Source organism: Hydrogenovibrio halophilus DSM 15072 (assembly GCF_000384235.1).
GTDB lineage: Bacteria > Pseudomonadota > Gammaproteobacteria > Thiomicrospirales > Thiomicrospiraceae > Hydrogenovibrio > Hydrogenovibrio halophilus.
Window position 1 is genome coordinate 1,417,325 of sequence record NZ_KB913033.1, and the last position, 21,645, is coordinate 1,438,969.

The following is a 21,645-nucleotide window of genomic DNA, read 5'->3' on the forward strand; positions in this document are numbered from 1 at the left end:
CAAGTATGGCACAACATAACCCTTGGCCAGATGAAGGTAACACCGGCCACATTTGGGATGAAGACATCCGTGAGCTGGACAATCCACCACCGCTTTGGTGGATGCTGGCCTTTTATGCCGGTTTTGTCATGATTGTTTTCTATGCACTGTATTACCCCACCATTCCGTGGACCGACTCTCACTATAAAGGGATGACCGGATGGACTCAGGTGGAAGAGTACAAAGAAGACTACCAGGTTCTGAAAAACTGGCGTGATCAGAAGTTTGCTCAGGAAGAAGAGCAACTGGCGGCACTGCCACTGAAAGAAATCATTGAAAACGACGAACTGAAAACCTACGCCGTCAAAACTTCCAAAGTGCTGTTCGGTGATTATTGTGCCGGTTGTCACGGTGCGGGTGGTCAGGGTAACCCCAACTTCCCGGTTCTGGCCGACGACGATTGGTTGTGGGGCGGAAAGATTGATCAGATCTACACAGCGTTGGAAAAAGGCCGCATTGGTAACATGCCAGCTCGTGGCATGATGGGTAACCTGAACGACGAAGAAGTGGAACAGGTCGCCGATTATGTGATCGCTCTGGCCAATGGTAATGGCGATGACGCGTCTGTTTCGGCTGGCAAGGCCGTGTATCAGAAGGGCATGTGCCTGGCCTGTCATGGCCCGCAAGGTAAGCCTTTGGCCGCCAATGGCGCAACCAACTTGACCGACCAGATCTGGCGCTTCAGCAGTGAGCGGGATGAAGTGATCAAAACGATCAAATACGGTGTGATGGTCAAGAAGGACGGTGAATTGGCACCAAACACGCGTAACGCTGTGATGCCATCGTTTGCGGACCGCCTGCCGGATGCCGAAGTCAATATGAAACGATTGGCGGTTTACGTCCACGCGTTGGGTGGCGGGCAATAAAACCCGGTTTGTTTAACCTCCATCACTATTGCTCAAAACAAGGAGTAGATCATGAATGAATTGAACAACGACTGGGTCCTCTGGGGGTCGATTGGAGCCATTGTGTTTTCGATCGTTGCCCTGGTTGCCTTTGCCTGGAAAGCCACTCGTGGGATGGAAGGCATGGAAGAAGATGACGAGGACAAACAGTCCTGAGTGACCGTGTCACCGTTGGTTAGAAAAAGGCCTGAACAGTACGTTTGGGCCTTTTTCTTTTCCGCAGCCAAAAAATCGGCAAATTTTTATCGGCTTTTATAAGAAAATTCGCATTTTAATATAAGTGTTTTCTTATAAAATCAGATGGCAATTTTCAAGAACCAAAAGGATGGGTCATGTCAGATCAAAACAAGGATCCGCATTACGACGCCACACACAAATCTCAGCTGGAAGGCATGGAAACTTCGAACAAGAATCTTCAGAACATCGGGGTGGAGCTGCTCTCTGTGCACACAGACGGAACCGTGCATGCCAAACGCATCAGTGGGCGTTTTCGCACGATCAAATGGGTTGTGGCGGCGATGTGGCTGACCTTTTTTCTCGGTCCCTATCTGCAATGGGACGGGCGACAGGCCATTTTGTTTGATCTGGTGAACCGTCAGTTTCATATTTTTGGCTTAACCATCCTGCCGCAGGACATCTGGGTGCTGGCCATGATGCTGTTGTTTGCTGCACTGGCTCTGGCCGCCACCACGGCGGTAGCGGGTCGTCTTTGGTGCGGTTACGCCTGTTTTCAGACCGTTTGGATGGACGTGTTTACCTGGCTGGAAGAAAAGTTTGAGGGCAATCCCAACAAGCGTCAGAAGCTGGAACAACAGCCCTGGAATCTGGACAAGATCAGAAAGAAAGTTCCAAAATGGCTGGCATGGGCTTTTATCGGCTTTATGACCGGGTTCAGTTTTGTCGCCTATTTCGATCCGGCACTGGACCTGTGGGCACGACTGTTTACGCTGGAATGGACCTCCACCGAAACCATCATTATTTTGGGGTTGGCTGCGGCCACGGTTTTCTTTGCCGGTTTTCTGCGTGAGCAGGTTTGCATTGGCTTCTGTCCCTATGCCCGGATTCAGGGTGCCATGATTGACACTGAAACCGTGGTGCCCACTTACGATGTGGACCGGGGTGAACCCCGGGGTCGGATGCGCCGTCCAAAGCCCGGAGAGGAGGCACCGGAACTGGGGGACTGCATCGATTGCAACCTGTGTGTGGCCGTTTGTCCAACCGGCGTTGACATCCGCAAAGGTCAGCAGTTCGGTTGCATTACCTGTGGCCTTTGTATTGATGCCTGTGATTCGGTGATGGAAAAAATCAAAAAGCCGAAAGGGCTGATTCGTTACGCCTCTCTGGCCGAGTTTGGTGGCAAGCCCTTCACACCATTTTACAAACGCCCTCGTGTGCTGGTGTATACAGGGATCATGACGTTTGCCGCTGTCGCCATGATCTGGGGGCTTATTAACATGTCCCCGATAGACATGAAAGTCCTGCACGAAAGGGCTCCGTTGTTTGTTCAGATGAGCGATGGTTCCATTCAGAACAAATATTACGCGAAGGTTGTCAATAAAACCGATCAGTTGCTGGAAGCAGAAATCACGGTGGATGGACCGGATTCGCTGATCTATATTGTGGATGAGAAGATCAACGTTCAGCCCGGGACTGTGGGCACGGCCACGTTACTGGTCCGGATTCCAAAAGGGGACATTGAACAGACCAATACGCCGATCGACATCAAGGTTCAGGACTTGAACAATCCACAGGTCAAAGAAACCTACGAAAGCATGTTTATCAGCCCATAAACAAAAGCATGCAAAGCGTCACAGTTTCTCCATGCCCTTGACTTTTTCAGGGTGTGGATTTGGGTATAATAGGCCTTCGGCGTCAGCCTGAGGCTTTTTTATTGCCCGGAGCGCTTCAATTTTTGAAAGGGAGTTACCCAATGTCTGCGTCACCCAAATCGTCTGAAAAAACATCATCTCAAAAGACAGACCAGCGTGATTGGAGTGTGGCCTGGAAGAACCCGTTTGTGATTGGCTGGTTTTTGATTCTGGTGCTGGTGCTTTCCGTCAATTTTTTCATGGTGAGCATGGCGATTGTGACGGCGCCGGGTCTGACGGTGCCCGACTTCTATGAGAAGGGCAAAAACATGGGTGAGATCATTGCCAAGCGCAATGAAATGGAAAAAATGGGCTGGCAGATGAAGGTGGACATGCCCGAACTGACCGCAGGCCAGCCGGAAACCGTGACCGTGACCGTACTGGATAAAGCCGAGCAGGCTTTTGATGTGGATTCGGCGGTACTCTATTATTATCGGCCTTCCAACAAGGAATACGATGGACAGTTGACGCTGAGCCCGACCGGTCAGACGGGTCAGTACAAAGGCGAGCTGACCTTGCCATTGAAAGGCAAATACGACTTTGTGATGGAAGTGGTCAAGGGCGATAAAACCTTCAATCTTGGGCGTACGGTTTTTGTCAAAGACGCTGAGTCCAATGCTTCCTGATGAGCGGTGACAGCTGCTTTCATTGTGGCCAGCCGGCGCTCAAAGCCAGCCAGGTCACGCATCCGATAAACGGTCAGTCTCAGGTTTTTTGCTGTCATGGCTGCGCCGGAGTCTGTGAAGCCATTCATGAGGCGGGGATGGACGCCTTTTACCGGCGTACGCCCGAAGGCGAGCTGCTTTCTCCGCCGCCGCCGCCAACGCCCAATGCCGATTTTTACGACTACGACGAAGTACAAAGTCAATTTGTTCCATCACTGGACAGCCGCCGCAGCATCACACTGATGTCCGAGGCGATTCATTGCGCTGCCTGCATCTGGTTGATCGAGCACACTCTGGCCAAGCTTGACGGCGTGCTGATGGCCAAAGTCAATTTCACCAACAAACAAATCAAACTGCGCTGGGACAATGACCGCGTTCAATTGTCCGAGATCATTCACGCTCTGAACCGCATCGGCTACGATGCCACGCCTTATGACGCCTCGGCCAGCGAAGAGGCCTACCGCAAAGCCAATCGCGATTTGCTTTACCGACTGGGGTTCGCTGGTTTTGCGATGATGAATGTGATGTGGTTCGCGGTGGCTCTGTACGCGGGTGCCGATGAAGACCCCGCTTTCCGTCATTATTTTCATTGGGTGCAGTGGGCCATCGCCACCGTGACGTTGATTTATTCCGGCAAGCCTTTCTGGCACGGGGCTTGGAAATCTCTCAAGGCCCGCAGTGTGGGCATGGACGTGTCCATCACTCTGGGGATATTGACCACCTATTTTTATTCGTTCTGGGTCACGGTCGATCCCTCCCATTCCGGGGACGTGTATTTTGACACCATGATCGACTTCATCTTCCTGTTGCTGATCGGTCGTTATCTGGAAGCCATCTCCAAAAACAAAGCGATGGATTCCACCAAGCGTTTGATGGATTTGCAGCCGAAAGTGGCCCGTTGTGTGGATCCGGAAACGTCCGAAGTCTCTGTTGTCCCGGTCAGAAAACTCAAGCCCGGAGACCAGGTCATGGTCAAACCCGGCGACCAGATCCCAGTGGATGGCAAGGTGCTGCGGGGCACCGGCAATGTCAATGAATCCATGCTCAGCGGCGAATCCCGCGAAATCTGGAAGCAGACTGGCATGGATGTGTCTGCCGGGACCCTGAATCTGGACGGGACTCTGACCGTTGAAGTCAGCGCGATCCTTCAGGGCACCATGCTGGGACGCATTGTCAGCATGGTCGAAGATGCGCAAGGTGCCAAGGCCCCGATACAATGCACGGCTGAAAAGATCATGCCCTGGTTTGTCACGGTGGTCATTGCTCTGGCCGTGCTCAGTTTTTCCTATTGGATTGTCAATGCGGATCTGGAAACGGCCATGATCGCGGCGACCGCCGTCCTGATTATTACCTGCCCCTGTGCCTTCGGGCTGGCCACCCCCATGGCCACGGCAGTCGCATCCGGCGTTTCGGCTCAGAACGGGATTCTGATTAAAAACGGTGCGGTGCTGGAAGTGCTGCAACAGATGAACCACTTTGTGTTTGACAAAACCGGCACCCTGACCCAGGGCAGAATGCAGTTGCAGGAAACGGTCTGGGTGGATCATATTCAAAACGATGAAGCCGAAAAAGCCCACCTGATCGAAGCCATTGTCCGGATTGAATTTCATTCGGAGCATTCATTGGGCAAGGCGATTGTGGCGGCTTTGCAGGATCAATACCCGGCGTTGAAAAACCAGCGTTTGACCTTGGAGCATTTTCAGGCGCACCCCGGCCGAGGTGTGGAAGCCGAATGGCAGGGCCAGCATTATCTGATCGGCACGCGCACCTGGCTGAGTCAGTATGGGGTGGATTTTCCACCAGGCCTGGTCAAAATGGAAGCCGAACGGGGAAAAACCGGGCAGACCAGCGTTTGGGTGGTGCGCAATCAGCAGGTTCAGGCGGTGTTGTTTTTGCAGGACCCGTTGCGTGACGATGCGCGTGCGCTGATTGACCGCTTGAAAGCACAGGGCAAACAGGTCACGCTGCTCAGTGGTGACCGTCAGGCCGTGGCCGAGTCGGTGGCTTCAGAGCTGGGCGGGATGGAGGTCATTGCCGAAGTGCTGCCGGACCAAAAGCACGATGTGATTGCCCGATTGCAGCAAACACAATCGGTGGTCATGGTGGGTGACGGTGTGAACGACGCCCCGGCACTGGCCCGTGCCCGGGTCAGTGTGGCCCTGGGGTCGGGCACAGACGTGTCCATGGATTGCGCCGACATCATTTTGCTGAACAATGAATTGCTTTCGGTGGACACCGCTCTGGCGCTGTCACAGCGTACCCTCAAAACCATCAAGGAAAACATCGTCAGTTCCATTGTGTACAATGTGACGTTTGTGCCTTTGGCCATGGCGGCCATGCTGACACCGTTGGTGGCGGCCATTACCATGCCGTTGAGCAGTCTGGTGGTCATTCTCAATGCCGCACGCATTCGCCGTTTTTTTCATCCCAAAGCCGTCGCCAGACGCGAGGCCCAGCTGGCCAAAGCATCAAAGCCGGCACCGAATAAAGCCGATCAAAGTTAGGAGAGCGCAATGGATGTGGTTTATGGGTTGATTCCGATGATGCTGTTTTTTGGCTTTCTGGTGGTACTAGTGTTCATCTGGATGGCCAAAAAAGGGCATTTTGATGATCTGGACGGTGCGGCGCATTCCATTTTCATGGACGACGACGATGACGAGCCAGGCGCCTCACGGCACAACCCGGATTCAGACAAAGCGCAATCGACCGAACGGGACGAGCACACAGAAGAGGCAGTGAACCCCTCTGTAGATCAGACAGATCAAAAAAAATCCTAACCAAAAAAAACGGGGCGAAGCCCGTTTTTTTTGGTCTGAACTCATGACCCATGACCTCATGGGGTGGGTCGGACGCGATTACACGTCCAGATAATCCAGAATGCCTTCTGCGGCCGCCCGGCCTTCGGCGATGGCATGCACCACCAGACTTGAGCCCCGCACCATGTCACCGCCCGCGAAGATTTTTTCGTGGCTGGTCTGGAAAGGAAACTCCGAATCCTCTTTGGCCACAATGGTGTTCCAGTCGGTCAATTCGACATTGTGCGGCTTCAGCCATTCCGGTGGGTTGGGCTGGAAGCCGAACGCCACGATCACGGCATCACAGTCAATGACCCTTTCCGATCCCGGCACCATTTCAGCGCGGCGGCGTCCATTTTCATCCGGTTCGCCCATGCGTGTCTGAATCACCTTGATGCCGCTGACCTGGCCGTTTTGTTCCAACACTTCGACCGGCGCCAGATTGAATTTGAACTGGACGCCTTCTTCTTTGGCGTTTTTGACTTCGGCACGGGAGCCTGGCATGTTCTCCTCGTCACGACGGTACACACAATAGACCTCGCTGGCCCCCTGACGGACAGAGGTGCGGGTGCAATCCATGGTGGTGTCACCACCGCCCAGAACCACCACGCGTTTGCCTTTGACGGAAATGAAGGCGTCGTCCGGCTGTGCCATCTTCAGTTCGTTTTTGACGTTGCCGATCAGGAAATCCAGCGCTTTGTAGACCTGTGGCAGGTCTTCGCCCGGAAAGCGGCCTGCCATGGGTTTGTAGGTGCCCATGCCCACAAACACGGCGTCGTAGTCGTTCAACAGGGCATCGAATTCGATGTCTTTGCCCACTTCGGTGTTGCAACGGAATTCCACGCCCATGCCTTCCATGATCTGGCGACGCTTGACCACCAGGTCCTTGTCCAGCTTGAATTGAGGAATGCCAAAGGTGAGCAGGCCGCCGATTTCCTGTTGCTTTTCAAACACCACTGGCTTGACGCCGTTTCGGATCAAAATGTCGGCACAGCCCAGACCCGCCGGACCCGAGCCTACGATCGCGACGGTTTTGTCGGTCATCTCGATGTTGTCCAGGTTCGGGGTCCAGCCCATATCTGTGGCGGTGTCGGTGATGTACTTTTCCACCGCACCGATGGTGACCGAACCGAAATTGGTGTCTTCCAGTGTGCAGGCTTCTTCGCACAAACGGTCCTGTGGGCAGATGCGCCCGCACATTTCCGGCAGAGAGTTGGTCTGGTGCGACATTTCCGCCGCTTCCATGATGTTGCCCTCTGACACCAGCTTCAGCCAGTTGGGAATGTAGTTGTGCACCGGGCACGCCCATTCACAGTAGGGGTTGCCGCAATGCAAACAACGGTCCGCCTGGGCCATGGCATGCTGCAGGTCAAATTCCTGATAGATTTCTTCAAAGTGTTGCTTGCGCTCCATTGCCGGTTTTTTCTCCGGCATCTGGCGGTCAAGTTCCAAAAATTGTCTGACATTTCCCATGGTTGACTCCTTATTCCCCGTCACGACTGTTGGCAAACAGATCCAGCAGCGTTTCCACGCCGATGGCGCGTGATTTGACCAGCCAGAAATTGTGGATGACACGACTGAAGTCGGCCAGCACTTCGCGGGCATAGGCGCTTTGCGTTTTGTCTGCATAGCGCTGCAACAAATCTTTCAAATACAGGCGATAGGCTTCGGTGGATTCGGTATCGATCCGAATGGCTTCCACCATTTCGCTGTTCAAGCGGTCGGGCAGGGTTCGGTCCAGGTCCAGAACAAAGGCCATGCCGCCGGACATGCCCGCCCCGAAGTTGACCCCGACGGGGCCCAGACTGACCACGGTGCCACCGGTCATGTATTCACAACCGTGATCGCCCAGGCCTTCGACCACCGCGACCGCGCCGGAGTTACGCACCCCAAAACGCTCACCGCCGGTGCCGTGGGCAAACAGGGTGCCGCCGGTCGCGCCGTACAGGCAGGTATTGCCCACAATCGGCGTGGTGTGGGGGTCAAAGGACGAGTTTTCCGGCGGACGGATCACAATTTCGCCGCCAGCCATGCCTTTGCCCACATAGTCGTTGGCGTCCCCAGTTAAGTGCAGGTTCAAGCCATCGACGTTGAACACGCCGAACGATTGCCCGGCGATGCCGGTCAGATTCAGCGTGATCGGTGTGTCCTTCATCCCAGTGTTGCCATAGCGCATCGCGATTTCACCGGCAATGCGCGCCCCGATGGAGCGGCCGGTATTGACCAGATGGAAATCATGCTCGCCGCCGGTTTTGCCTTCAATTTCGGGCAGAACGGTCTCGACCATTTCTTCGGCCAATGAACCTTTGTCCCAAGGCATGTTGCGCTCGACTTGCACGGTTTGCGGTTTGTCTTTGCCAGCACCGCCGTCTGACAGTATGGCCGATAAATCGATGTTTTGTTGCTTGTCGGTCAAAGGCTGCTCGATTTTTTGCAGCAAATCGGTGCGGCCCACCAAATCCTGCAGGTGGGTCACGCCCAGCTTGGCCATCCACTGACGCGTTTCTTCGGCGACAAAACGGAAGTAGTTGATCACCATGTCGGCCTTGCCGATAAAGTGGTCTCTGCGCAAACGCTCATCCTGCGTCGCCACGCCCACCGCACAGGTGTTCAGGTGGCAGATGCGCAGGTATTTGCACCCCAGCGCCACCATCGGAGCGGTACCGAAACCGAATGATTCTGCGCCCAGAATTGCGGCTTTGATCACATCCAGGCCGGTTTTCAAACCACCGTCCGCCTGCAGAATTACCTGACCGCGCAGGTCATTGGCACGCAAAACCTGATGCGCTTCGGCCAGACCCATTTCAAACGGATTGCCCGCGTATTTGACCGAGGTCAACGGGCTGGCCCCGGTGCCACCGTCGTAACCGGAAATGGTGATCAGATCGGCATAGGCCTTGGCCACGCCGGCGGCGATGGTGCCCACACCGGGTTCGGCCACCAGTTTGACCGACACCAGTGCATGCGGATTGACCTGTTTCAGGTCATAGATCAGCTGCGCCAGATCCTCAATCGAATAAATGTCGTGATGCGGCGGTGGCGAAATCAAGGTGACGCCTTCCACCGAGTGCCGCAATTTGGCAATGGTCGCATCCACTTTGTGACCGGGCAGCTGCCCCCCTTCGCCCGGCTTCGCACCCTGGGCGACCTTGATCTGAATCACTTCGGCATTGCGCAGATAGTGCGCGGTCACGCCAAAGCGGCCGGACGCGATCTGCTTGATCTTGGACATGCGCTCGGTGCCATAACGGGCCGGATCTTCGGCGCCTTCACCGGAGTTGGAACGTGCGCCGATGCGGTTCATGGCTTCGGCCAGTGCCTCGTGGGCTTCGGGCGACAAAGCGCCCAGGGAAATCCCCGCCGAATCAAAACGCTTGTAAATCGATTCCACTGGCTCAACCTGATCCAGTTCAATCGGCTGGATGCCTTTTTTGAAGGTCAACAGGTCACGCACGGTCATGGCCGGACGTTCATTGACCAGTTTGGCAAAATGGTCGTACGCCGCCTGGTTGCCGGTTTGTACCGCATCGCGCAGGTAGTTGACCACATCCGGGTTGTAAGCGTGGTATTCGCCGCCGTGAATGTATTTCAGGAAACCGCCTGGCTTCAGGAACTTGCGCGGGTTGAAGGCTTCCTTGGCTACTGTGATCAAGTCGGCCTGCAAGTGCTCAAAGCGGGTGCCTTCGATCCGGGTGGACGTGCCTTTGAAGCACAGGTCCACAATCTCATGGCTCAGGCCCACGGCTTCGAACAACTGCGAACCACGGTAAGACGTGATGGTCGAAATCCCCATTTTGGACAGGATTTTGAACAGGCCTTTGTTGATGCCTTTGCGGTAATTTTTGATGTATTTGGACAGACCGACCTTGGCATCCAGTTCTTTGGTGCGAATCATGTCCTGCAGGCTTTCATAGGCCAGATACGGGTAGACCGCGGTGGCACCATAGCCGAACAGTACCGCGAAATGGTGCGGGTCGCGTGCAGTCGCGGTTTCAATGATCAAGTTGGCTTCGGGACGCAGCCCTTCGGCGATCAACCGGTGATGCACCGCCCCGGTCGCCATGGCGGCCGGAATCGAAATCAGCCCTTTTTCAATGTTCAGGTCCGACAGAACCAGCAGGGTGGTGCCCGCTCTGGTCGCCGCCACGGCCTGGTCGCACAAGGCTCTGATTGCCGCTTCCAGTCCCTGGCTTTCCGGGTTGTAATGCAGGCTCAATCGTTTGGAAGCGTAATCTTCGTCCACAATCTGGATCAGCTGTTGCATCATGGAAGGCGACAGCACCGGCGACTGGGTTTCCAGACGACGCGCATGGGCCTCGCTTTCGTCGAACATGTTCAGTTCGCGCCCGAAACAGGTGTTAAGCGACATCACAATGTTTTCACGCAAAGGGTCAATCGGCGGGTTGGTCACCTGCGCAAACATCTGTCGGAAGTAATCAAACACCGAGCGCTGCTTGTGCGAAAACACCGGCAGGGGGGCGTCATCGCCCATGGAGCCGGTCGCTTCCTGACCGTTTTCGGCCAGAACGCGAATGATCTGGTCTTTTTCTTCAAAGGTCACCTGGAAGTATTTCTGATAAACGTCCGACTCTTCCGCGCTCCAGTGATCAATCGCATCTTCCGCGTCCAGACGTTCTTCCAGACGCATGTAACCCTTGTCCATCCACTGGCGATAAGGTTTGGCCGATTTCAACTGCTCATCAATGTCTTCCGGCATCAGCAACTGCCCGGCTTCCAAATCCACTGCGATGATCTGACCGGGTTTCAGGCGGCCTTTTTCCACCACGTCGGCCGGATCATAAGGGTAAACCCCGATCTCGGACGCGAAGGTGATGTGGCGGTCTTTGGTGATCACATAACGGGTCGGGCGCAGGCCGTTGCGGTCCACGCCACAGATGGCGTATTTGCCGGTGTTGATGACCATGCCGGCCGGTCCGTCCCAGGGTTCCATGTGCATGGAGTTGTACTCCAGGAACGCTTTCAGGTCCGGGTCCATGTGTGGCATGTTCTGCCAGGCGGGCGGAATCAGCAGGCGCAGTGCCTGAAAGACCGGCATGTCGCCCATCACCAGCACTTCCAGCATATTGTCCAGCGAGTTGGAATCCGACCCTTCCTGTGCTACCAGTGGCTTGAGTTCAGACAATTCCGGGATCAGCGGCGTTTCAAACTTGCTTTGACGTGCCAGCGCCCAGTTGCGGTTGCCCTGAATGGTGTTGAGTTCGCCATTGTGCGCCAGATAGCGGAAAGGCTGTGCCAGACGCCACTGGGGCAGTGTGTTGGTGGAAAAGCGCTGATGGTAGGAAATCAGGGACGACTCAAAACCCTCTTCCTGCAAATCGCAGTAGTACAACGGCAGCTCGCGCGGCATGATCAGCCCTTTGTAGGCCAGCAGTTGCGTGTGCAAGGACGCAATGTAAAAATCTTCGTCGTTCGGCTCAATCGCCATTTCGGTCTGGCGACGTGCCACAAACAGGGCGCGATTGACATCGGCATCGCTCATCTCATCGGGCGCATGCACAAAAATCTGCTCGATTTTCGGCTCCATGCCCGCAGCCTGTTCGCCCAGCACATTGGAGTCCACCGGCACGTCACGCCAGCCAGCGACGCTCAGGTTTTTGCCTTGCAGGGCTGTTTCCAGCGCCTTGCGCGCAGTGGCAGCCTTGTCTGAGTCCGGGTTCAGGAAAATCATACCCACCGCGTAACGCGCATTCAGGGCGATGCCCTGTTCCTGCGCTTTGGCACGCAGAAAACCGTCGGGCTTTTTGATCAGCAGGCCACAACCGTCACCGGTGCAGCAGTCTGCGGCCACACCGCCACGGTGGGTCATGTTGGCCAACGATTCGATGGCTGTCTGCACGGTCCAATGGCTGGGCTTGTCGTCCATCTGGGCGATCATCCCAAACCCACAGTTTTCTTTTTCAAACTGCGGTGAATAGAGACCTTGTAAGCGCGAAAGTGAATGAGTCATGGTGAATTCCTGTCTGCGTTTTCGGACCGCAACACGTGGGATGCCAACGTGGCAAGGCCGTTTATGTCACTGTTATTTAAGTCACGTTGTAAAGTAACCGTTATTCCGTTTGTCAGAGATATGGTGTGTTTCCATAACCTCCGGCAAGGTCCGTTGTCCAGTTCGATGTCGGTGTCAGGCAAAACCTTGTCCTGTCACCAGACAAAAGGGTGCGAAATTATACTTTTTTCAGGTTTTGAAAGCAATTATAGCAATCTGCGTAGCGCATTGTGACAAGGGATGGGGGTTCGTTGGGGATTACTTCAGTCGTTTTCCGGCTTTTTTTGTATACCGTCTGTCTGTCTCGCTTGCCGATGGCAATGACCGTGACCACACAGACATCATCATGCACCTCGTAGACCAGCCGATAGCCTGCGCTGCGCAGTTTGATTTTGTAACAATCGGCCAGGCCGCGCAACTGGTCACCAGGGACGACCGGCTGATGTAATCGTTCGGCGAGTTTTTTCTTGAATTGCGCCTGAATCCCGGCATCAAGCCGCCGCCATTCTTTCAGGGCGGATTTTTTGAACCGAAGGGCATAAGGCTCAGAGGTCATCGAGTTCGACATCGATTTCTTCTTCGTTTGCACGGGCGTGGACTTTCAAAGCCAGTTCCATGTCTTCCAGTTTGTTCAGTAGCGCTTCGTAGGACTCACTGGGGATGCAGTAGAACGCCGGTTGGTTTCGGTTCAGTACGGCCACCGGCTGGCCCTGTCCGGCTTCCAGAATGCCCATCGGGTTTTTTTTCAGCTCGGAAATGCTTGTGGTGAGTGGCGTGAGCACGGTGTGTGTGTTCATGATTTTTGTCTCTGTTTAGGTTGTCTGGTTATCATGAAGTTTTTTTAAGGTGTTTTCAATGGTGCTTTTAAAGGTCTTTTCGAGCAGGTAAAAAATCACCAGGCCTGGTGATGGGTTGCGGTAAAATGCGTGGTGTTTTTTTAATGGGAGCGGCTTTGTTATGAGTTTACAGGTTGAATACAAAATTCTGGATGCCCGTTTGGGCAATGAGATTCCGTTGCCGCATTACGGCACCAAAGGGTCGGCGGGACTGGATTTGCGTGCTTGTATTGATGCGCCGATGACGATTGAACCGGGGCAGGCGGAACTGATCCCGACCGGCATGGCGATTCATCTGGACGATCCGGGGCTGGCGGCGATGTTGTTGCCGCGTTCCGGGCTGGGCCACAAGCACGGGCTGGTGCTGGGCAATCTGGTCGGGTTGATTGACTCGGATTATCAGGGGCCGCTGATGGTGTCCTGCTGGAACCGTTCCGACAGCGCCTACACCATTGACGTGGGTGAGCGCATTGCCCAGATGGTGATTGTGCCGGTGATGCAGCCGGTGTTTACTCAGGTGGACGAGTTTGGCGAAGCCACCGAGCGCGGTGCGGGCGGTTTTGGCCACACCGGACAGGCATAATGGTCATCCGGCTGTCATCAAGCCGGGCTACACTGAACGGATGTCAGCATTGATCGATCCCAGTATTTTTCGCACCTACGACATTCGCGGCGTGGTGGACCAGACCCTGACCGAAACCGCTGTTTCGGCCATTGCCCGGGCGTTTGCCCAGTCTTTGCGCGAGTCGGGCGAAACCCATGTGGTGGTGGGGCGAGACGGGCGTTTGTCCGGCCCGCGCTTTGCCCGATTGATGATCGAAGGCCTTTCCGGTGAAGGCCTGGCGGTGATTGACCTGGGCGAAGTGACCACGTCCATGGTGTATTTTGCGCGTGAGATCCTGCCCAACGTCCGGTCCTGCATCGCGATCACCGGCTCGCACAACCCGCCGGACTACAACGGCATCAAGTTGGTGGCCGGTGGGGTCACGCTTTATGGTGAGCACATTCAGGCCATTCGCCAGCGCATTGAAACCAACGCACAAACCGCTGACTCCACACAAATCACCAGGCCTGGTCAAAAAGCCATGACGCCCGGCCCGGTGCAGTCGCTGGACATTTTCCCGGCTTACTGCCAGCGCATTGTCGATGACGTGGCGCTGAACCGGCCTTTGAAAGTGGTGTTGGATGCGGGCAATGGCGTGGCCGGGCGCTTTGCGCCTGTGGTGTTTCGGGCATTGGGCTGTGAGGTCGTGGAACTGTTTTGTGACGTGGACGGGCGCTTTCCCAATCATCACCCCGATCCGGCCAAGGCCGCGAATCTGGCCGATCTGGCCAGGGCCGTGGTGGCGCAAAAGGCCGATCTGGGTCTGGCGTTTGATGGCGATGGTGACCGTTGTGGCGTGGTCGATGACACCGGGCAATCGCTTTACGCCGACCGCCAGCTGATGTTGTACGCCCGCGATGTGCTGACGCGCCAGCCGGGTGCAGAAATTTTATACGACATCAAGTGTTCGGCTCTGGTGGCGCGCGACATCGAAGCCCACGGCGGCCGGGCCACCATGTGGAAAACCGGGCACTCCTATATGAAAGCGAAAATGAAAGCCAGTGGCGCGGCGCTGGGCGGCGAGGTGTCGGGGCACATGTTTTTCAAGGAGCGCTGGTACGGGTTTGACGACGGCATCTACACCGCCGCGCGCATGGCTGAGATTGTGGCCGCTCAGAAGCGGACGGCGGCCGAGTTGTTTGCCACCTTGCCCGATGCCTGCAATACCCCGGAAATCGATCTGCCGTTTGCCGAAGGCGAGCATTATAGCTTTATGGACAAGGTTCGCGAGACCGCCGGGCGCAGCGACTGGCTGAGCGGTGCCAGCCTGTTTACGCTCGATGGCATTCGCGCCGACTTTGACGACGGCTGGGGGCTGATCCGGCCGTCCAACACCGCGCCTTTGATCACCCTGCGCTTTGAAGGCGACACCCCGCAGGCGCTGGCGCGCATTCAAGCCCGTTTTCGCGGCCTGATCCAGCAGGTGGATCCCGCCTTGATGCTGCCTTTCTGACTTTTCATGGTCCGGCGATCCGGCAAAACGTCCCAATGCCTTCACTGCGGTTGTGTCAGGATGCGTCAATGATATAATTGTCAAAAAAACGTGAGCACAAGCAACCATGGAACAACAACTCCGCGCCGCCCTGAACGCCATCAAAGGCGTCAAAATCCCCGATCTGCCCAAGGAAATCCTGGAACTCGACGAAGCACTTTCCAGCAAATTCCCCAACAATCAGGTCATTACCGACATCATTAAAAGCAATACCAAACTGTCCGGCGAAGTTCTGCGCATTGTCAATTCGCCGGTAATCAAGGTAAAAGCGGAAGTCAAAACCATTCGCGATGCGGTGGATGCTCTGGGGCACAACAATCTGAAAAATCTGGTGCTGGCCTCGGCCATGAAAAATATTTTCAACAAGCGCGAGGTCAATGAAATCATTGAGCACTCTAAAGATGTGGCCTACTGCTGTGCCGAACTCTCTGATTATGTGCATGGTGTAAGCCGTGATCAGGCCTATCTGACCGGGTTGTTTCACAATGCCGGTGCATTGCTGCTGGCAACCAAAGACCCGGAGCATTATGTAAAACTTTTCAGCCAGTTGAACACACATCCCGTGACGGCCATGGAAAAGGAATTGAAAGCGTACGGTGCCAATCACACCTTTATTGGCATTTTGATGGGGCAGAAGTGGAAGTTGAATGTGAACGTGCTCAATACCATCATGACTCATCACAATCCCATTGACAGCATTCGAAACGAACAGGTCAGAACCCTGGTGGCCATGATCAAAGTCGCCAATGTGGTTGTCAACGAAATCTCTTTTGGCAGTTTTATGGCGCAGGAAGCGAAAGACGAGCTGAAAGAGGGCCGGGAGGAACTGATGCTTGATTCGGACCAGATCAATGATGTCCGCAATGCACTGGCCACCTTCGGTTGAGCGGGGGGCTCGCAACCAGTCAGTCAGACGCGGTTTTCACCAGGCCTGGTGAAAAGTCAGTGTTTCGAGTCTTTGCGGTCGGTGTTTTTGAGTGCAATGAGCGCCAAGGTGCCAAAAAAGATGCCAGCGGCCAGAATAAGAAAAATTTCACCCATGGTCATAACTCCTTATGTCGTCATTCCTGCGAAAGCAGGAATCCTTCAAATTTTACCCAACCAACTTGAATTCAGGCAAAAATAACGTAAAACAAAATAGAGGCAGCAAGGTAAGTTTGATTCTGCTCAGCTAAACCACCCATGTCATCCCGACCGAAGCGGAGGGATCTTTTCGACCCGGCGCTACCTTGAAAATACCCTTCGGCTTCGCTCAGGGAACCGTCATTTCTGCGAAAGCTGGAATCTCTCAATGAGAGTTTCAATGGATCAAAACGCATTCCCGCCCACTTCATGCTAAAATTCAGCAAATATTTACCCAGCATTTTTACTTTGAGAAACAGCGCCCATGCGAGTTCAAACCACCATGAATCTGAATAAAGAACAAGCTCAGAACATCGCCAGTGTCCTGGCCGAATCCCTGCCTTACATTCAGCGTTTTGCCGGCAAAACCATTGTGGTCAAATACGGCGGCAATGCCATGACCGAAGAATCCCTCAAAAACGGCTTTGCCCGCGACATCGTGCTGATGAAGCAGGTCGGCATGAACCCGGTGGTGGTCCACGGCGGCGGCCCTCAAATCGGCAAATTGCTCGACAAAGTGGGCAAGGAATCCGAATTCATTCAAGGGATGCGCGTCACCGACACCGAAACCATGGACATAGTGGAAATGGTGCTGGGCGGTCTGGTCAACAAGGAGATCGTCAACCTGATTCACCAGCACAACGGCAATGCCGTCGGCCTGACCGGCAAGGACGGCAACCTGATCGAAGCGCGCAAACTGGAAATGACCGATCAAACCTCCGATCTGGATGCGCCCGAATTGATTGACCTGGGGCATGTGGGCGAAGTCGCCAACATCAATATCCGCGTGCTGGCCATGCTGCTCGAAGACGACTTTATCCCCGTGATCGCGCCGGTCGGCGTGGATGCCAAAGGCGAGTCCTACAACATCAATGCCGATCTGGTCGCGGGCAAAGTGGCCGAAGCCCTGAATGCGGAAAAACTGATGCTGCTCACCAACACGCCGGGATTGCTGGACAAAAACGATCAATTGCTGACCGGGCTGGACGCCAAAAAAGTCGACGAACTGATCAAGGACGGCACCATTTACGGCGGCATGCTCCCCAAAATCCAGTGCGCGCTGGAGGCGGTGCAAAATGGCGTACAGGCCGCGCACATTATCGATGGCCGGGTCGAACACGCTGTCATGCTGGAAGTCTTTACTGATGAGGGTGTGGGGACGTTGATTACGGCTTGAAAAAGGCGTCAGTTAGCAAAGAAGCGTTGTCACCCTGAGCGAAGCCGAAGGGTCTTGATCAGAGTGGCAAAGTCATTCCCGCAAAAGCAAGAATCTCCCAACCCCCCACACGTCAATCCTGCGAAAGCAGGAATCTTTCAAAGGATGGCAAAGGCTCAAACAGCCTAGTCCTGTGACAGTACCTCGATCATATAAAAGAGCAATACAGCCGTGGCAATGGCAAGGCCCCAAATAGCGATTTCTGCGAGAGTGACATCCATGTAATGGTCTAATAAAGTTGGAAGTTGTGATAGCCTTCCCAAACTGTTATTCAGGAGACCACAATGTCAAAAACAGGATCTAAACGCAAAGGACGACTCAACATCAGTCCAAAACAAAAACTGGAATATGCCAAGCTCATGATCGAGGATGGTTATACCAACAAACAGATCATGGAATTGTCCGGTGCCTGTGCCTCGGCGGTGACTCGCTGGAAACGACAATACCGTCAGGAGCTTAACGGCGAGATCCCTGAAGGCAAAACCGCGCTGACCGAAGAGCATCGACGCATTCAGGAGTTGGAACAGCAACTGGCTGACGCCAAGCGGGACAATGCCCTGTTAAAAAAGGCCACCGCCTTTTTCATTCGCGACAATCCAGCATTACAGTGATTGGGCAGATGAAAAAGGCAGACCCAAAACTGACCACTCACCAGCTGTGCAGGCTGTTTGACGTGGCGATCTCGACCTACTATTACCAGATGCAAACGAAACCCGCCAACCGATCAGATCAAGAGGTCATCCAAGCGATGCACAGGCTTCATGAACAGACCCATGGCACCTATGGTCGCCGACGCATGAAAATCGCTCTGGCGCTGGACGGGATGCAGGTGGGGCACTTTAAAATCAGTCGGTTGATGAAAGAACAGGGACTGGTTGCCAAGGCACCTAAAAAGCCCCATTACTACCGCGGCGGCAATGCACACCCGACGACCGCCAACCTTTTAGACCGTCAATTTAATCCCGGCACCGTGAACACCCACTGGGTTGGTGACATCACCTACATTCGAACGCATCAAGGCTGGAGTTACCTGGCTACTGTGATGGATCTGGGCAGCAGAGAAGTTGTCGGTCACGCTCTGTCGACAACGCCAGATGCTCATCTGGCCAAACAGGCATTGACGGATGCCATTACCCGAATACAGCCTAATACCAGAAACCTGATGTTTCACTCAGATCAGGGCGTGCAATACAGCGCCACAATCTTTACCAATGCTTTGGCATGGCACGAAATTACCCCCAGCATGAGCCGACGGGGCAACTGTTGGGATAATGCCGTTCAGGAACGATTCTTTCGCAACCTGAAAACCGAGCGTTTAAACGATCTGAGTTTTATCAACCACCAATCTGTCGTGACGGCTGTTGAGCAATACATTCGATTTTACAACTATCGCAGATTAAATTCCGCCATAGGTTACTTGACGCCAAACATGAAGCGGCAGGAAATGGCCAATGCGGCTTAGAACGCTTCCAAAAAAACTTGACCATTACACCATCTTTTTTAAGCCCCAAAAAACACGCGCCACAGTATAGCGGCTGTAAAGGCCACGTTAAAACCTAGCATCCAGCGAAGCAGGAAGTGTTCTTTTTTGACACGGGATGCATCGTGTCGCATTTCTTTCAGTGTCACAATGCCTGGCTAATCCTGTCCAACCTGATAAGCGCCGTAAGCCACAGCGGCCAGCACAGAAATGAAAGCAATGGTGATGATAATGGTTGAAAATGTCATTCTGAATCCTTTGAGTCAATGTTCCTTAATGACTGTATTTTCTTGTGCATGGTTTTTGCCAGAAACGCAAAAATGATCGAAAATAAAACCAATCCAATTGCACCCAGTGCTTGAAGGTAAACAGCAGAGTCATTTAAATACAGCTTTGCAACGCCTGCACCAATTGTGATTAAAAACGCCACCACAAAACCAAGGTAGGTTTTGATGGCACCGATTTTTTCTTTGATTTCATCAATTTTTGCCATAGCCCAATCTTAAGCCAACCATGTTGGTAACGCAAATGGCAAAAACTGCCAGGCCGCACACATGATCGATGGCCGGGTCGAACACGCCGTCATGCTGGAAGTCTTTACCGATGAGGGCGATATGTGCCGTTGTGAGCACCCTAATCACGGCCTGAATCAAAAGCGAGTGTTGCATTTTTGCAACACAATAAATTTTTGTGCTTTTTTTCAGTAAAAGGCTTGCGCCGGTTTTTCAAAGTAAATATAGTTGCTCTCAAGTTCACGCAGGTGAACGTTTCATCACAACAACGTTTTAATAAAAGGAACGACTACATGAAAAAGAATATCGTAGCTCTAGCCGTAGCTTCTGCTATCGCAGCGCCAGTCGCCATGGCCGATGCGCCGACTGTATATGGTCAGGTAAACCAGGCTTTGGAATTTAAAGACACCAAAGATTTTGATGGAAAAACAATTGACAAATCATCAGGTCAGCAAGTGAATAACATCGCTTCACGTCTGGGCGTAAAAGGGTCTTCTGATCTGGGCAACGGCATGAAAGCGGTTTACAAGGTTGAATTCTCTCTGGGTATGAACGGCAACGGCGTTGGCGATCGTAACCAGTACGTTGGTCTGGCCGGTGGTTTCGGTACGGTCCTGATGGGTCGTCACGACACCCCTTTCAAAATGGCACAACCTAAAGACTTGTTTAACGACGGTACAGCGGACTTTGGTAAACTTGCCGGTGGTCTTGGTGCGTTTGGTAAAGGTGGTGAAAACCGTATCAACAACGTTCTGGCATACGTATCTCCATCGTTTGGTGGTGTGAAGTTTGTAGCTGCATTGTCACCTCAAGAGCAAGATCCTAGCGATTACGACAATGGCGAAGGTTTTAATGGCGAAGATGCGACTGAAAAGTCTAGCTTGACTGACATCTACTCCATTGCTGCTATGTATGGTTCAAAGAAAGAAGGTTTATTCCTGTCAGCCGCGATGGATAAAGCTTCTTCTCAGTACGTAACTAAGCGTTATACTGACGACGATGCTGATGTCACGCACATCCGTTTGGCCGCTCAGTACGCAATGGGTGGACTGGTTGCTAATGCCATGTACCAAGACTTTTCTGGTGATGGCTTGGAGTTGAACGATGTTTCCTCTGGTGGAAATGACGGGATCACAACTTCTGACCAAAACGGTTCTGTATGGACTGTGGGTGCTGGCTACAAAATCGGAAAATTCATGCCAAAAGCTGTTGTTGCAATGGTTGATCGTTCAGAAGAAGATGCCGCTGGCAACGACTATGAAGATTCCACAAACTACGCTGTTGGTGTGAACTACTCACTAGGCAAGAAAACCACCGCTTATGTTGATTACTCTATGATCGAGCATAAGGGTGACGTATCCGATAAGAGTGATGCTGAAGAAACAGTATGGTCTGTTGGTCTGCTGCACAAGTTCTAATCAATCGCGAGCCTAAGCTCGCAAGTTGATAGACTTGAACCCCGGTTGGCTTTGGCCTACCGGGGTTTTTTATTGTCTGAACCCTGCCAAAATCACCAGGCCTGGTAAATTTTGTTATGATTGATGTCGGAACCAAAGCTTCAAGGAAGAGCGGAAAAAGGGCCCCATGTTTTTTTGCCGGTTTCTTTTTTATTGTCAGAATGTATTAGAATGCGGTTTGTTGGCTTTTGATGAAGATGTGTTACAGTCAAAATCAAAAAGGGTAAAAAATGAGTCAACTGGATGAATTGAAAGAAGAAGTTTCTTGGTATAAAGCGATCTTTTTAGCCTTGTTTGCGGCGGATGCGTCTGTTATTGCTTGGCTTTTCAACCGGTTTGAAGATGCATCTGACGCACAACTGTGGATGGCAACCTTTGCAATCGCGACGCTCTCTTTGATGTTGATTTTTATTCACATCAAGGCCTTCAAACGAATTAAAAAAATGGAGAGTTTATAATGGAGTTTATGATTATTGGTGGCCTCGTTTTCCTGGCAGCCATGGCGTTCATAGTATGGTATTCGGCTTGAATTAGAGTCGAAAACAGGTTTTTTTATAGGTTTATTGCACCTGAGCTCAGTTGAGTTTAAGCTCGCAAGTTGATCAGACTGAAACCCCGATTGGCTTTGGCTTTTCGGGGGTTTTTAT

Annotated in this window: 20 protein-coding genes; 13 read left to right on the forward strand and 7 right to left on the reverse strand. The window is 53.2% G+C overall.

Features of this window, described 5'->3' with window-relative positions:
* Positions 1–5: 5 nt before the first annotated feature.
* From ccoP to ccoS, 6 genes are all read left to right on the forward strand, one after another.
* Entirely contained in the window at positions 6–905 is a 900-nt protein-coding gene (ccoP, locus tag A377_RS0106890) for a cytochrome-c oxidase, cbb3-type subunit III (protein WP_028485341.1), read from the forward strand.
* 51 nt (positions 906–956) lie between these two features.
* Positions 957–1,100 carry a hypothetical protein gene (locus A377_RS13170; protein ID WP_019895521.1) on the forward strand — a complete coding sequence of 48 codons (144 nt, stop codon included), beginning with the start codon at positions 957–959 and terminating at the stop codon, positions 1,098–1,100.
* A gap of 176 nt (positions 1,101–1,276) precedes the next feature.
* Positions 1,277–2,734 (forward strand): cytochrome c oxidase accessory protein CcoG, encoded by a 1,458-nt coding sequence (ccoG, locus tag A377_RS0106900; protein ID WP_019895522.1) that lies wholly within the window; start codon positions 1,277–1,279, stop codon positions 2,732–2,734.
* A 140-nt stretch (positions 2,735–2,874) separates the two neighbouring features.
* Positions 2,875–3,438, forward strand: coding sequence for a FixH family protein (locus tag A377_RS0106910; protein WP_083919123.1), 564 nt, complete (start codon positions 2,875–2,877; stop codon positions 3,436–3,438).
* Positions 3,438–5,981: a heavy metal translocating P-type ATPase gene (locus tag A377_RS0106915; protein WP_019895525.1), complete on the forward strand. Its 2,544-nt coding sequence runs from the start codon at positions 3,438–3,440 to the stop codon at positions 5,979–5,981. The genes A377_RS0106910 and A377_RS0106915 overlap by 1 nt, the downstream gene beginning before the upstream one ends.
* A gap of 9 nt (positions 5,982–5,990) precedes the next feature.
* Positions 5,991–6,254: a cbb3-type cytochrome oxidase assembly protein CcoS gene (ccoS, locus tag A377_RS12990; RefSeq protein WP_019895526.1), complete on the forward strand. Its 264-nt coding sequence runs from the start codon at positions 5,991–5,993 to the stop codon at positions 6,252–6,254.
* A gap of 78 nt (positions 6,255–6,332) precedes the next feature.
* Here the strand turns inward: ccoS and A377_RS0106925 are convergent, their stop codons facing one another.
* The 4 genes from A377_RS0106925 to A377_RS0106940 form a co-directional block, all read right to left on the reverse strand.
* Positions 6,333–7,745 (reverse strand): FAD-dependent oxidoreductase, encoded by a 1,413-nt coding sequence (locus A377_RS0106925; protein WP_019895527.1) that lies wholly within the window; start codon positions 7,743–7,745, stop codon positions 6,333–6,335.
* A gap of 10 nt (positions 7,746–7,755) precedes the next feature.
* Complete coding sequence (gltB, locus tag A377_RS0106930) at positions 7,756–12,240, reverse strand: glutamate synthase large subunit (RefSeq protein ID WP_019895528.1); 4,485 nt, start codon at positions 12,238–12,240, stop codon at positions 7,756–7,758.
* A 217-nt stretch (positions 12,241–12,457) separates the two neighbouring features.
* A complete protein-coding gene (locus A377_RS12135; protein ID WP_456077456.1) occupies positions 12,458–12,847 on the reverse strand; it encodes a type II toxin-antitoxin system RelE family toxin in 390 nt (129 codons plus the stop codon).
* Positions 12,825–13,076: a type II toxin-antitoxin system Phd/YefM family antitoxin gene (locus A377_RS0106940; protein WP_019895530.1), complete on the reverse strand. Its 252-nt coding sequence runs from the start codon at positions 13,074–13,076 to the stop codon at positions 12,825–12,827. Before A377_RS0106940 ends, A377_RS12135 begins: the two co-directional genes overlap by 23 nt.
* Before the next feature lie 160 nt (positions 13,077–13,236).
* Between A377_RS0106940 and dut the strand changes: the two genes are divergently transcribed.
* The 3 genes from dut (at position 13,237) to A377_RS0106960 (ending at position 16,097) form a co-directional block, all read left to right on the forward strand.
* The gene (dut, locus tag A377_RS0106950; protein ID WP_019895531.1) at positions 13,237–13,698 is read left to right on the forward strand and encodes a dUTP diphosphatase; all 462 of its coding nucleotides are present in this window, start codon (positions 13,237–13,239) and stop codon (positions 13,696–13,698) included.
* A gap of 40 nt (positions 13,699–13,738) precedes the next feature.
* Positions 13,739–15,172 (forward strand): phosphomannomutase/phosphoglucomutase, encoded by a 1,434-nt coding sequence (locus tag A377_RS0106955; RefSeq protein WP_019895532.1) that lies wholly within the window; start codon positions 13,739–13,741, stop codon positions 15,170–15,172.
* 106 nt (positions 15,173–15,278) lie between these two features.
* The gene (locus A377_RS0106960; RefSeq protein WP_019895533.1) at positions 15,279–16,097 is read left to right on the forward strand and encodes an HDOD domain-containing protein; all 819 of its coding nucleotides are present in this window, start codon (positions 15,279–15,281) and stop codon (positions 16,095–16,097) included.
* A gap of 226 nt (positions 16,098–16,323) precedes the next feature.
* Here the strand turns inward: A377_RS0106960 and A377_RS13175 are convergent, their stop codons facing one another.
* Positions 16,324–16,575: a hypothetical protein gene (locus tag A377_RS13175; RefSeq protein ID WP_019895535.1), complete on the reverse strand. Its 252-nt coding sequence runs from the start codon at positions 16,573–16,575 to the stop codon at positions 16,324–16,326.
* A gap of 23 nt (positions 16,576–16,598) precedes the next feature.
* Between A377_RS13175 and argB the strand changes: the two genes are divergently transcribed.
* Positions 16,599–17,510 (forward strand): acetylglutamate kinase, encoded by a 912-nt coding sequence (gene argB, locus A377_RS0106975; RefSeq protein WP_019895536.1) that lies wholly within the window; start codon positions 16,599–16,601, stop codon positions 17,508–17,510.
* A gap of 323 nt (positions 17,511–17,833) precedes the next feature.
* Positions 17,834–19,011, forward strand: a protein-coding gene (locus A377_RS0106990) for an IS3 family transposase (RefSeq protein ID WP_096777466.1) whose coding sequence is annotated in 2 segments (ribosomal slippage) — positions 17,834–18,131 and positions 18,131–19,011 — 1,179 coding nt in all. Because the reading frame shifts where the segments join, the coding sequence is not laid out codon by codon here.
* Between the two features lie 262 nt (positions 19,012–19,273).
* Here the strand turns inward: A377_RS0106990 and A377_RS0107000 are convergent.
* Both A377_RS0107000 and A377_RS0107005 read right to left on the reverse strand, forming a co-directional pair.
* On the reverse strand, positions 19,274–19,522 hold the full coding sequence (locus A377_RS0107000) for a hypothetical protein (protein ID WP_019895539.1): 249 nt from the start codon (positions 19,520–19,522) through the stop codon (positions 19,274–19,276).
* Complete coding sequence (locus A377_RS0107005) at positions 19,509–19,697, reverse strand: hypothetical protein (protein ID WP_019895540.1); 189 nt, start codon at positions 19,695–19,697, stop codon at positions 19,509–19,511. Before A377_RS0107005 ends, A377_RS0107000 begins: the two co-directional genes overlap by 14 nt.
* A 137-nt stretch (positions 19,698–19,834) precedes the next feature.
* Here A377_RS0107005 and A377_RS12745 point away from each other — a divergent pair, with 137 nt between their 5' ends.
* Together A377_RS12745 and A377_RS0107015 are read left to right on the forward strand one after the other, a co-directional pair.
* On the forward strand, positions 19,835–20,959 hold the full coding sequence (locus A377_RS12745; RefSeq protein WP_019895541.1) for a porin: 1,125 nt from the start codon (positions 19,835–19,837) through the stop codon (positions 20,957–20,959).
* A 269-nt stretch (positions 20,960–21,228) separates the two neighbouring features.
* Positions 21,229–21,456, forward strand: a complete 228-nt coding sequence (locus A377_RS0107015; protein WP_019895542.1) for a hypothetical protein — start codon at positions 21,229–21,231, stop codon at positions 21,454–21,456.
* Positions 21,457–21,645: the final 189 nt, after the last annotated feature.

Bases quoted from the DNA above. Each gene is read 5' to 3' on its own strand.
- A377_RS13170 (WP_019895521.1), top strand. From the start codon at position 957: ATGAATGAATTGAACAACGACTGGGTCCTCTGGGGGTCGATTGGAGCC.
- ccoG (WP_019895522.1), top strand. From the start codon at position 1,277: ATGTCAGATCAAAACAAGGATCCGCATTACGACGCCACACACAAATCT.
- A377_RS12745 (WP_019895541.1), top strand. From the start codon at position 19,835: ATGAAAAAGAATATCGTAGCTCTAGCCGTAGCTTCTGCTATCGCAGCG.
- A377_RS0106955 (WP_019895532.1), top strand. From the start codon at position 13,739: ATGTCAGCATTGATCGATCCCAGTATTTTTCGCACCTACGACATTCGC.
- A377_RS0106925 (WP_019895527.1), bottom strand. From the start codon at position 7,745: ATGGGAAATGTCAGACAATTTTTGGAACTTGACCGCCAGATGCCGGAG.
- A377_RS0106940 (WP_019895530.1), bottom strand. From the start codon at position 13,076: ATGAACACACACACCGTGCTCACGCCACTCACCACAAGCATTTCCGAG.
- A377_RS12135 (WP_456077456.1), bottom strand. From the start codon at position 12,847: ATGTCGAACTCGATGACCTCTGAGCCTTATGCCCTTCGGTTCAAAAAA.
- ccoS (WP_019895526.1), top strand. From the start codon at position 5,991: ATGGATGTGGTTTATGGGTTGATTCCGATGATGCTGTTTTTTGGCTTT.
- ccoP (WP_028485341.1), top strand. From the start codon at position 6: ATGGCACAACATAACCCTTGGCCAGATGAAGGTAACACCGGCCACATT.
- A377_RS13175 (WP_019895535.1), bottom strand. From the start codon at position 16,575: ATGCTGGGTAAATATTTGCTGAATTTTAGCATGAAGTGGGCGGGAATG.
- A377_RS0107000 (WP_019895539.1), bottom strand. From the start codon at position 19,522: ATGGCAAAAATTGATGAAATCAAAGAAAAAATCGGTGCCATCAAAACC.
- A377_RS0106910 (WP_083919123.1), top strand. From the start codon at position 2,875: ATGTCTGCGTCACCCAAATCGTCTGAAAAAACATCATCTCAAAAGACA.
- argB (WP_019895536.1), top strand. From the start codon at position 16,599: ATGCGAGTTCAAACCACCATGAATCTGAATAAAGAACAAGCTCAGAAC.
- A377_RS0107015 (WP_019895542.1), top strand. From the start codon at position 21,229: ATGAGTCAACTGGATGAATTGAAAGAAGAAGTTTCTTGGTATAAAGCG.
- A377_RS0107005 (WP_019895540.1), bottom strand. From the start codon at position 19,697: ATGCAACACTCGCTTTTGATTCAGGCCGTGATTAGGGTGCTCACAACG.
- gltB (WP_019895528.1), bottom strand. From the start codon at position 12,240: ATGACTCATTCACTTTCGCGCTTACAAGGTCTCTATTCACCGCAGTTT.
- dut (WP_019895531.1), top strand. From the start codon at position 13,237: ATGAGTTTACAGGTTGAATACAAAATTCTGGATGCCCGTTTGGGCAAT.
- A377_RS0106960 (WP_019895533.1), top strand. From the start codon at position 15,279: ATGGAACAACAACTCCGCGCCGCCCTGAACGCCATCAAAGGCGTCAAA.
- A377_RS0106915 (WP_019895525.1), top strand. From the start codon at position 3,438: ATGAGCGGTGACAGCTGCTTTCATTGTGGCCAGCCGGCGCTCAAAGCC.